General features: G+C 43.8%; 8 protein-coding genes and 1 other annotated feature. Of the genes, 7 read left to right on the top strand and 1 reads right to left on the bottom strand.

Going from position 1 to position 10,598, the window contains the following annotated elements:
- The coding region (locus tag HMPREF9380_RS03580) for an LPXTG cell wall anchor domain-containing protein (protein ID WP_002934110.1) at positions 1-1,075 on the top strand (1,075 nt) is incomplete at its 5' end.
- Positions 1,076-1,259: 184 nt separating this feature from the next.
- Here HMPREF9380_RS03580 and fbpA read toward each other — a convergent pair.
- A complete protein-coding gene (fbpA, locus tag HMPREF9380_RS03585) occupies positions 1,260-2,909 on the bottom strand; it encodes an Rqc2 family fibronectin-binding protein FbpA (protein WP_002934109.1) in 1,650 nt (549 codons plus the stop codon).
- A gap of 172 nt (positions 2,910-3,081) precedes the next feature.
- Positions 3,082-3,315: a binding site (T-box leader), on the top strand.
- Positions 3,316-3,439: 124 nt separating this feature from the next.
- Between fbpA and trpX the strand changes: the two genes are divergently transcribed.
- The 6 genes from trpX to HMPREF9380_RS03615 all read left to right on the top strand — a co-directional run bounded on the left by trpX (position 3,440) and on the right by HMPREF9380_RS03615 (position 10,572).
- Positions 3,440-4,447: a tryptophan ABC transporter substrate-binding protein gene (gene trpX, locus HMPREF9380_RS03590; protein WP_002934108.1), complete on the top strand. Its 1,008-nt coding sequence runs from the start codon at positions 3,440-3,442 to the stop codon at positions 4,445-4,447.
- Positions 4,448-4,765: 318 nt separating this feature from the next.
- Positions 4,766-5,815 (top strand): phenylalanine--tRNA ligase subunit alpha, encoded by a 1,050-nt coding sequence (pheS, locus tag HMPREF9380_RS03595; RefSeq protein ID WP_002904274.1) that lies wholly within the window; start codon positions 4,766-4,768, stop codon positions 5,813-5,815.
- A gap of 45 nt (positions 5,816-5,860) precedes the next feature.
- Complete coding sequence (locus HMPREF9380_RS03600) at positions 5,861-6,370, top strand: GNAT family N-acetyltransferase (RefSeq protein WP_002934107.1); 510 nt, start codon at positions 5,861-5,863, stop codon at positions 6,368-6,370.
- A 247-nt stretch (positions 6,371-6,617) separates the two neighbouring features.
- Positions 6,618-9,023, top strand: a complete 2,406-nt coding sequence (gene pheT, locus HMPREF9380_RS03605) for a phenylalanine--tRNA ligase subunit beta (RefSeq protein WP_032907534.1) — start codon at positions 6,618-6,620, stop codon at positions 9,021-9,023.
- Between the two features lie 184 nt (positions 9,024-9,207).
- Positions 9,208-9,600, top strand: a complete 393-nt coding sequence (locus HMPREF9380_RS03610) for a YbgA family protein (protein WP_002934105.1) — start codon at positions 9,208-9,210, stop codon at positions 9,598-9,600.
- A gap of 144 nt (positions 9,601-9,744) precedes the next feature.
- Complete coding sequence (locus tag HMPREF9380_RS03615) at positions 9,745-10,572, top strand: alpha/beta fold hydrolase (RefSeq protein WP_002934103.1); 828 nt, start codon at positions 9,745-9,747, stop codon at positions 10,570-10,572.
- Positions 10,573-10,598 lie beyond the last annotated feature (26 nt).

Genomic DNA, 10,598 nt, shown 5'->3' with positions numbered 1-10,598 from the left:
TGCGACTTACAGCCCAGAGTTTACTAAGGTGACTCCAACTGGAAATGATGCTTCTTCTGCAAATATTAAAGGTATGGTTCAAACTGGCACCCCAATCTTTGAAGCAGGACATCCATTAGTTCCAATCGATGAGACTGTCTTACCAACATTTGATGATGGTAGCGTTAAGAAAGTTATTCCTGGTGAAGGTGTGTATGAACTTGATGATAAGGGAGTTGTAACTTTCACTCCAGAATCTGATTTTGTAGGTAAAGGGACTGGTGTAATCATTATTCGTAAGGATAAGAACGGAACTTCAGTAACGGCTACTTATCTTCCAACAGTTGTGGATCCATCTACTGGACGAGATAAAACCTCTACAGGAGCCAAAGGTCAAACACAAGTAGCAACGCCAGTGTTTGAAGGACATATCGATAGTACAGTTCCACCAACCTTTGAGGATGGTAATACGACACTGGTCGTTCCAGGTGAAGGAACCTATACTATTGATAAAGATGGTAAGATTACGTTTACACCAGAACCAGACTTTGTTGGAACTGCTAAAGGGGTAGTTGTAAAACGTCTAGATATTTATGGAAATGTTGTTACTGCTATCTATACTCCAACAGTTATTGGACAAACACGAGTTGAGAATGCAACATCAGAAGGTCTCAAAGGTCAAACGCAGACTGGTAAGCCGATTTTTGATGGAGATATTGACTTATCAGTAGCTCCAACATTTGAAGACGGTTCTACTGAAAAAGTTGTTCCTGGAGAAGGGACCTACACTATTTCATCTGATGGTACTGTAACATTTGTTCCTGAATCCAATTTTGTAGGTCAGGCAAAAGGAGTAGTTGTAATTCGTAAGGATCGTAATGGTAACACCATTACTGCATCCTACGTTCCTACTGTGACAGAGCTTCCTGTTCCAGTACAGCCTGTACCACCTGTTCTCTCTAGACGTGAAGCATCTAAAACTCTTCCTAAGACTGGTACTGAGCAAACCTCATACTTGACTGCAAGTTTACTTGCTGGAGTATCTGGTTTAGGACTGTTAGGTTTATCGAAGAGAAAGAAAAAGTCTGAGGACTAACATAGGCTTGAAGAAATTCTATTAATGAACTAGAAGAATTTTGGTAGAGCACAAAAACAGGTAGAACTTATGTTCTACCTGTTTTTTATAAAAAATTATTAAAGTTGATGGAGATAATAGAAAGCTTCAGCTAGCTAATGACTGTCATGCTCCTGAGTCTGTTTCATAGTTAAAAAGGACATTTTTACATTTTCATGCTTTTAATTTTCTCTTCATTCGGTGTGACGCGCAGGGTTTTCTGGCCTGTATAGGTGACAAATCCTGGCTTGCCACCAGTTGGTTTATTGAGTTTTCTAGTCTCAATCATATCTACTTGGACCAGATTAGAGAGTCTGGCCTTGGAGAAGTAGGCCGCTAGCTCAGCAGCGTCAGTCTTAACTTCATCGCTGGGCTGAAGATTGCCTGTGATGACCACGTGACTACCTGGGATATCCTTAGCATGGAACCAAAGCTCATCTTTTTTAGCCATCTTAAAAGTCAGCTCGTCATTTTGTAGATTATTGCGTCCAACTAGGATAATAGTTTGGCCATCTGTTGCCAAATATTTCTCCGGTTTCTGTCTTTTCTGGATTTTCTCTCTTTGGCGTCGGCGGATAAAGCCAGTCTGGATTAGTTCCTCCCGAATTTCCGCAATTTCAGTCAGGCTGGCTTGAGCAAGGGCTGTTTCCACGCTCTCTAGATAGAGAATCGTAGTCCGTGTTTCCTCGATCAAGCTGGTCAGATGTTTGACGGCTTCCTTGAGCTTCTGGTAGCGTTTAAAATAGCGCTGGGCATTTTGGTTGGGGGTTAGGGCCTTGTCAAGCGAGATGCTAATCTTCTCACCTGTGTAGTAATTGTCCAATTCCACCTGTTCCTGGTCATTGGGTACCTGATGGAGAAAGGTGGTCAAGAGTTCCCCTTTTTGGCGGAATTCCTCTGCATTCTCCGTTGCTAGGAGCTCTTCCTCTTGCTTGCCCAGCTTTTTCCGGTTCTTTTCCAACTCATTTTCTACTCGGCGGATGAGCTCGCTGGCCTGCTGGTTGACCCGATCGCGCTCTGCTTTGTCCTTATAGAAAGTGTCCAAAAGCTCGGATAGCGTGGACATTTGGGTCTTGCTATCGGAAAATAGCAGAGCAGAGAAGGATTTTTCGGTCAGGCTAGGCTGAGTCGGACTGGCAAAAAATGCACGGAAAGTTTTGAGCTTGTCAGCTGTCAGACGGCCACTGAGCTCAGTAGCCGTATCTCGGCCCAATCCCTGAAAAATCTGCTGCAGGCGTTTGGACTCTAAGTCTTCAGTATGAAGTATTTCAAAGAGCTTTTCGTCGCCCACAGTGAAAGGGTTGAGGCTGCCTGTTTGAGGCGGTGCGACATAGGTTGAGCCCGGCAGGATAGTTCGATAGCTATTTTGTGAAAATCCGACATGTTTGATGGCTTCAATAATCTTATCGCTAGCCTTGTCCAAGAGAATGATATTGCTGTGCTTGCCCATGATTTCAATAACCAGAGTCACAGCAACGCTATCTCCGATTTCGTTCTTATTGGAGACGCTGATTTCCAAAATCCGGTCATTCTCTACCTGCTGGATTGCTTCAATAACAGCGCCCTGCAGGTATTTGCGCATGACCATGATAAAGGTATTGGGAACAGCTGGATTTTCAAACGTGGTATCTGTCAGCTGGACACGCCCAAAAACCGAGTGGGCTGACAGGAGCAGCTTGTGGCTTTGGCGGTTGCTTCGAATCTGTAAAACCAGCTCTTGCTCAAAGGGCTGATTAATTTTCTGAATACGGCCGCCCAGCAATTCGCGGCGGAGCTCCTCTGTCATGTGGTGTAAAAAAAATCCGTCGAAAGACATGTTTTTCTCCTTGAAAGTTGCTACAGAAAATTATAACAAAAAACCAAGCTAAAAGCTTCTAAAGTCTCGGCAAAAAGCAATTTAATTTTTTCCTATAACTGCCTCTATAAACCAAATCCGAACATTTTATAAAAATTTTCAAAAAGGTCTTGACATCCTTTCAGGAAAAACTTAAAATATAGGAAATTAGAAAAGTAGTAGATGTATTTGTTTTTAGCGAGCTTGTGGTTGGTGGAAATGAGCAGCAAATCTTTACGAAATTGGGCTAATGGATAAAATGAATTTGAAACAATAAGAATTCGGTAGGCACACCTTACAGTGCAGCTTGTTTGATGACAAGATAGAGACATGGGGAATATTAGCTATTTTCCATAATTGAGGTGGCACCGCGATTTTCGCCCTCACACAGAATACCTGTGTGAGGATTTTTTGTTGCTTATTATAAAAAAACAAGGAGAATTGCCTATGTTTAAACGATGGCGTCCCTAGGGATTGATAGAAAATATAAATCATAGAAATGGAGAAAGAACATGAAAAACAAACGATTAGTAACTATCTTAGGCCTTTTGGCCGTTTTGGCAATCGGTGGGATTGTCTATTCCAGCTTGAACAGCAAAGGCAACACCACGAAGACTAACAGTGACAGTCAGACAGTCAAGGTAGGCGTGCTGCAGTATGTCAGCCACCCTTCGCTAGATTTGATTTACAAGGGGATTCAGGATGGTTTGGCTGAGGAAGGCTATAAGGGAGACAAGATTAAGATTGACTTTATGAATGCTGAGGGAGATCAGAGTAAGGTCTCTACTATGAGTAAGCAGCTGGTTTCCAATGACAACGATGTGCTGATTGGGATTGCGACTCCATCTGCTCAAGGACTAGCTGCAGCTACTAAGGACAAGCCTATTGTCATGGGAGCTATCACAGATCCAGTTGGAGCAAATCTAGTGAAAAATCTGGACAAGCCAGGTGGCAATATCACTGGTGTCTCTGACCGCAATCCAGCTAAGCAACAGCTAGAGCTGATTAAAAAATTAACTCCAGATGTCAAAACTATCGGTGCGCTCTACTCTAGCAGCGAAGACAACTCCAAAGCTCAGGTAGAAGAGTTCAAAAAATTAGCTGAAGAGGCAGGCTACAAGGTAGAGGAATACTCTGTTCCTTCGACCAATGAAATTGCTTCAACCATGAATGTCATGACTGGCAAGGTTGATGCTATATGGATTCCAATTGACAATACCATTGCTTCAGCTTTTGCGACAGTTGTGTCCAGCAATAAAGAAGCTAAGAAACCAATTTATCCAAGTGCGACAGCCATGGTAGAAGAAGGAGGCCTTGCCTCTGTTGTTGTAGACCAGTATGATCTAGGTGTTGCGACAGGTAAAATGGCTGCTAAAGTCCTTAAAGGTGCTAAACCTGCTGACACTGCAGTAGATATTTTCGACACAGGTAAATCTGTAATCAATACTAAAAATGCCAAAGAACTTGGCATTACTGTACCAGAAGATGTTCTGAAAGAAGCAGGACAAGTGATTAAATAGAAAGAAGGAAGTCTGTTGTTTGACAGGCTTCTTTTTCTTGATAGTCTCTTCTTGTAAATTCTTTAACTTAGCTTGCGAAATGTTTAGAAATCTGTTAGAATGAAGTATAACTGAATAGCAATCCGCAAGACCAGTAACCTAGGGGAAGTTTAACAGGGAGGGGAGCCAGCGACTGAAAGCTCTCTAGATGAAAGCTAGGCGAATTCACTTGCTCTAGGATTGATAAGTAAGGTCTGGCTTGCCAGATAAAAAACGGATGGTACCGCGTGTCAACGCTCCGCTTATGGAGATTGGCGCGCTTTTTATTTTGGAGGGAAAATGACGAAAACGATTGAAGAACAACTAAAAAGCCTGCGTGAAGAGACTCTAGCTTCTCTCAAGCAGCTCAAGGCGGAGAATCAAAAGGAATTGCAGGACTTGCGTGTAGCTGTCTTGGGTAAGAAAGGTTCGCTGACTGAAGTCCTGAAAGGGATGAAGGATATCTCTGCAGAAATGCGGCCGATTATCGGGAAGCACGTCAATGAAGCGCGTGATATTCTGACAGCAGCCTTTGAAAAGACTGCTCAAGAGATGGAAGAGCAATTAGTAGCTCTGAAACTGGCTGAGGAATCCTTAGACGTGACCCTACCAGGTCGTCAAATTCCGGTAGGCAACCGACATATTCTCAGCCAGACTAGTGAAGAAATTGAAGATATTTTCATCGGGATGGGCTATCAGGTCGTGGACGGCTTTGAAGTGGAAAAGGACTATTACAACTTTGAGAGGATGAATCTGCCTAAGGACCACCCTGCACGGGATATGCAGGACACTTTCTACATTACAGAGGAGATCCTGCTCAGAACCCACACCAGTCCGGTACAGGCGCGGGCTATGGACGCTCATGACTTTTCTAAAGGGCCACTCAAGATGATCTCACCGGGGCGCGTTTTCCGTCGGGATACCGATGATGCGACTCACTCTCACCAATTTCATCAGATTGAAGGCCTGGTGGTTGGAGAAAATATTTCCATGGCCAACCTGCAAGGAACGCTGCAACTGATTGTCCAGAAGATGTTCGGCCAAGACCGCAGTATCCGTCTGCGTCCGTCATACTTCCCATTCACAGAGCCGTCTGTTGAAGTGGATGTTTCCTGCTTTAAGTGTGGCGGTGCTGGCTGTAATGTCTGCAAGAAGACCGGCTGGATTGAAATTATGGGAGCTGGTATGGTGCATCCGCGCGTGCTGGAAATGAGCGGTATTGATGCAGAGAAATACTCTGGATTTGCCTTTGGTCTTGGTCAAGAGCGGGTAGCTATGCTTCGCTACGGTATCAACGATATTCGTGGCTTCTACCAAGGAGATATTCGTTTTTCTCAGCAGTTTAAGTAGAAACCTGTATTCATAGATGCAGCTTTTCTGAGAAAGGAGTGCAGTATGCTAGTCAGAGTAAAAAGAGAAGAAGCGAGCCTCCTTCGGGAGTTGGAAGTCGCGACCTATCAAGAAACCTTTGGTCCATTTATCAAGGAAGCTGATATGGCTCATTATTTTGACAATGAGCTGTCGCTTGCAACTATCGAAAAGGAACTGGCAGATCCTGAGTCAGAGACTTATTTTGTTGTCAAAGACGGTGAAATTGCTGGTTTTCTCAAGTTTAACTGGGGACATGCTCAAACGGAGCAAGAACTGCCACAAGCCTTTGAGGTTCAGCGAATCTATGTTTTGAAAGCTTATCATGGTCAAGGTTTGGGCAAGAAAATGTTTGAATTTGCCTTAGAAGAAGCTGAGAAACGAGGCTTTGACTGGGTCTGGCTGGGCGTTTGGGAAAAGAATTTTAGAGCTCAAGATTTTTACTTCAAATACGGCTTTGAAAAATTCAGCCAGCACGACTATATCACTGGTGAGACAGTAGATACAGACTGGCTGCTGCGCAAGAAATTGAAATAAAAAAGAAAATTTAAAGAGAGGAAATGATACGACCTAAAAGCTTTAAATTTAGATGATTTGTTTCTGAAATCAGGCTTTCAGACAAGTCCCTAAAATTTGGTTGGTCAAGTTCCTCAGCGATAGAATAGAGAAAGGAATTGAACCCGGGCTAAAAACTCGGAAAAAAGATAGATTTGCGAGCATTCATCGAATGCTTGAACAAATCTCCTATTTTTCAGTCGTTTTTGACGCCCTTGGTATCTTAAATATGCTAGTAAGTTATAAGTGGTTAAAAGAGTTAGTAGACATTGATGTGGCGAGCATTGAGCTGGCTGAGAAAATGTCAACGACAGGAATTGAAGTGGAAGGTGTGACATCACCAGCTGCTGGCCTGTCTAAAATTGTTGTTGGTGAGGTGGTATCATGTGAGGATGTTCCTGATACCCACCTGCATGTCTGTCAAGTCAATGTCGGAGAAGAGGAGAACCGTCAGATTGTCTGTGGTGCTCCAAATGTTCGCGCAGGCATCAAGGTCATGGTGGCTTTGCCAGGTGCTCGTATTGCCGACAATTATAAGATTAAAAAAGGGAAAATCCGTGGCTTAGAGTCACTGGGCATGATCTGCTCTCTCGGTGAGCTGGGCATTTCTGATTCTGTCGTGCCAAAGGAATTTGCGGATGGAATTCAAATCCTGCCTGAAGAAGCAGTGCCAGGTGAGGAAGTCTTCTCTTATCTGGACTTGGACGATGAGATTATCGAGCTTTCCATCACACCAAATCGGGCAGATGCTCTGTCTATGCGTGGGGTGGCTCATGAAGTGGCTGCCATCTATGACAAGTCAGTACATTTCAAAGATTTTCCGCTGGTGGAAAATGAAAAGCAGGCAGCTGCCAGTCTTTCAGTAGCCCTTGAGACAGAGAAAGCCCCTTACTATGCGGCTCGTATCTTGGAAAATGTCACTATTGCCCCAAGTCCTCAGTGGCTGCAAAATCTCCTCATGAACGAAGGAATCCGTCCGATTAACAATGTAGTGGATGTGACCAACTATATTCTGCTCTACTTTGGTCAGCCCATGCATGCCTTTGATTTGGATACGTTTGATGGTGACCAGATTGTCGTGCGGGAAGCGCGTGCTGGTGAAAAACTGGTGACACTGGATGGCGAAGAGCGGGATTTGGAAGTCAGCGATTTAGTTATCACTGTCGCGGACAAACCAGTAGCCCTTGCAGGTGTTATGGGGGGGCAAGCAACAGAAATCTCTGGCCAGTCCACTCGTGTTGTTCTGGAGGCAGCAGTCTTTGATGGTAAATCAATCCGCAAGACCAGCGGTCGCCTTAACCTGCGCTCAGAATCATCTTCCCGCTTTGAAAAAGGCATCAATGTGGCAACTGTCAATGAAGCTTTGGACGCGGCAGCAAGTATGATTGCGGACTTGGCAGGAGCGACTGTTCAGGCTGGGATTGTATCAGCTGGTAGCTTAGACACTAGCGATGTAGAAGTGGTGTCTAGTCTCTCGGATGTCAACCGAGTTTTGGGAACAGACTTGCTTTATACAGATATTGTGGATGTCTTCCGCAGACTTGGCTTTGGCTTGTCAGGAAATGCTGAACAGTTCACTGTCAGCGTGCCTCGCCGTCGCTGGGATATTTCAATCGAAGCAGACCTCTATGAAGAAATTGCCCGCATTTACGGCTATGACAAATTGCCAGCTAGCCTGCCAAAAGATGACGGAACTGCTGGTGAATTGACTGCAACGCAACAACTGCGCCGACAAGTGCGGACTTTAGCAGAAGGAGCTGGACTGACAGAAATCATCACCTATGCTTTGACGACGCCAGAAAAGGCGATTGAGTTCACTCTCAATCCTAGCAACTTGACTGAGCTCATGTGGCCAATGACAGTGGAGCGCTCTGTTCTTCGTCAGAACATGGTTTCCGGTATTTTGGACTCCCTAGCCTACAATGTGGCTCGTAAGAATAAGAATCTAGCTCTCTATGAGATTGGAAAAATCTTTGAGCAGACTGGCAATCCTAAGGAAGACCTGCCAAATGAAATCAATAGCTTTGCCTTTGCTTTGACAGGTCTGGTTAATGAAAAAGACTTCCAGACCAAGCCAGTAGCAGTTGATTTCTTCTATGCTAAGGGTGTAGTGGAAGCACTCTTTGCTAAGTTGGGCCTAACAGCTGAATACGCGGCTAGCAACCAGATTAAGAGCTTGCATCCTGGACGGACTGCTTTAATCTCTATCAATGGCCAGCCTGTCGGCTTTGTCGGTCAAGTCCATCCTGCGACAGCCAAGGCTTACGATATTCCTGAAACTTATGTGGCTGAGCTCAACCTGTCTGCTATCGAAGAGCAGCTCCAGCCAGAACAGCCATTTACAGAAATCACTAAATTCCCAGCTGTCAGCCGTGATGTGGCCCTCTTGCTCAAGGCTGAAATCACTCACCAAGAGGTCCTTGATGCAATCCTAGCAGCTGGTGTGAAGCGCTTGACAGATATTAAGCTCTTTGATATCTTCTCTGGTGACAAGCTGGGTGTTGGCCTCAAATCTATGGCCTACAGCCTGACTTTCCAAAATCCAGAAGCTAGCCTGACCGACGAAGAAGTGGCTAAATATATGGAAAAAATCGAAAAATCTCTGACCGAAAAACTCGGCGCAGAGGTACGTTAATGAACTATTCCCCAGTCATGTGATTGGGGATTTTGATTCATACTCTTCGAAATCTTATTCCAATCATAGTTGATTTGCAGTTTCGCTTAGCTTTCTGTCTTGGCAAACTTATTACTGGGTTGCGAGCAATGATGTAGACGAAACGAGAAGTATTCGAAATTGAAAATCAGTAGGAAAAGTAATTATGGAAAATTTAAACCAAATATCCCAATGTCAGACTCTTTGGGCTAGAAATAAATATCTGGTTCTCAGTCATTCCAGTAAGATCTATCTGGAAATTCGCCAGTATTTGAAAAGTGACTCGGTAGAAGCAGCACGTGTTCAAGACTTGATTGATCAGGCGGTAGCCCTGCCTGAAAACCGGGGTCAGGTCAGCAATGCCTTTCAGCATGTTTGGGGCTATTTTAAGAAAAAAGCGAGTACGACTGAAAAAGAAGATTTTATGCATCTTTTGCTTCGTTACCAATCCGGTCAGGCTGAGAAAAAAGACTTGGTAAGAGCTGTAAGGGACTTGCTAGTCAAGTATCCCAATCCATATCTGCAAAAATCGACTTTGTTATTTGGGGATGAAGAATGAGTAACTGAAATCCAGGTGAAAGATTGTTACTTTAGTAGCTTTGAGGGGTGTAGATGATAAGAATAATTTGTTAGGCTCATAAACAATATTATTTTGACTGGTTTCGATAAAGGCTCCACCTCGAGCAAAACGTGTCTTTAAGGTATGATTGGAGAAAAAATGTTTTTTACTTATCAGGGAAATAAATTATATTATAAAGTGATTGGTCAAGGAAAGCCAGTCTTGGCAATTCATGGTTTGGGCTGTTCATCTGAATTGATGGAAGGATGTTTGGAACCTATTTTTGAGAAACATGCTGACTATAAAAGGATTTATTTAGATTTGCCTGGCATGGGTAGGTCTGATGCCAATCCTGCTTTTGCAAGTGCGGATGCGATTTTAGAGATGATCTTAAACTTTATAGAGACTGTAATCAGCGGACACACCTTTCTCTTAGCTGGAGAGTCTTATGGTGGCTATCTTGCTAGAGGAATTTTGGCTAAGAAAAAGTCGGAGATTGATGGTTTGCTGCTTATTTGTCCAGTAGTTGCACCCAATCCGCGAGAAAGAATTCTGCCAAAAGACAGCCTGTTAATTAGAGAGGTAGGTTTTGATATAGCAGGCAAAAGCAAAGATTTCGTTGATTTAGCGGTTTTACAGACTAAAGAAACTTATCAACGGTTTGCAAAAGAAATCCTAGTAGGTCTTCAGATGATGAATTCTCCCTTTGTCCAAAAGCTGCAAGAAAACTATGCTTTTTCGTTTGAAGTGGATCAAGAGATACAGGAAAAGAGCTATGACAAGCCCAGTCTTTTTATAGCTGGAAAGCAGGACCAAGTCGTGGGCTTCCAGCAGTTAGCCCAGCTGTCTCACTATTATCCAAGGGCGACTCATGCTGTAATGGATCTTGCTGGCCACAATGCACAGATAGATCAAGAGGCTCTCTTTACGGCCTTGGTTGAAAATTGGCTCAAGCGAATTGAACTTTCCTGATACTACAAGATTTAATATGTTGAACA

The organism is Streptococcus sanguinis SK49 (assembly GCF_000212815.1).
GTDB classification, from domain to species: Bacteria; Bacillota; Bacilli; order Lactobacillales; family Streptococcaceae; genus Streptococcus; species Streptococcus sanguinis_C.
Note: the sequence above shows the minus strand (reverse complement) of the source record. Positions and strands in the feature narration are given on the sequence as shown.

Excerpts from the sequence above, each read along its gene's own strand:
- fbpA (WP_002934109.1), bottom strand. The coding sequence starts at position 2,909 with ATGTCTTTCGACGGATTTTTTTTACACCACATGACAGAGGAGCTCCGC.
- trpX (WP_002934108.1), top strand. The coding sequence starts at position 3,440 with ATGAAAAACAAACGATTAGTAACTATCTTAGGCCTTTTGGCCGTTTTG.
- pheS (WP_002904274.1), top strand. The coding sequence starts at position 4,766 with ATGACGAAAACGATTGAAGAACAACTAAAAAGCCTGCGTGAAGAGACT.
- HMPREF9380_RS03600 (WP_002934107.1), top strand. The coding sequence starts at position 5,861 with ATGCTAGTCAGAGTAAAAAGAGAAGAAGCGAGCCTCCTTCGGGAGTTG.
- pheT (WP_032907534.1), top strand. The coding sequence starts at position 6,618 with ATGCTAGTAAGTTATAAGTGGTTAAAAGAGTTAGTAGACATTGATGTG.
- HMPREF9380_RS03610 (WP_002934105.1), top strand. The coding sequence starts at position 9,208 with ATGGAAAATTTAAACCAAATATCCCAATGTCAGACTCTTTGGGCTAGA.
- HMPREF9380_RS03615 (WP_002934103.1), top strand. The coding sequence starts at position 9,745 with ATGATTGGAGAAAAAATGTTTTTTACTTATCAGGGAAATAAATTATAT.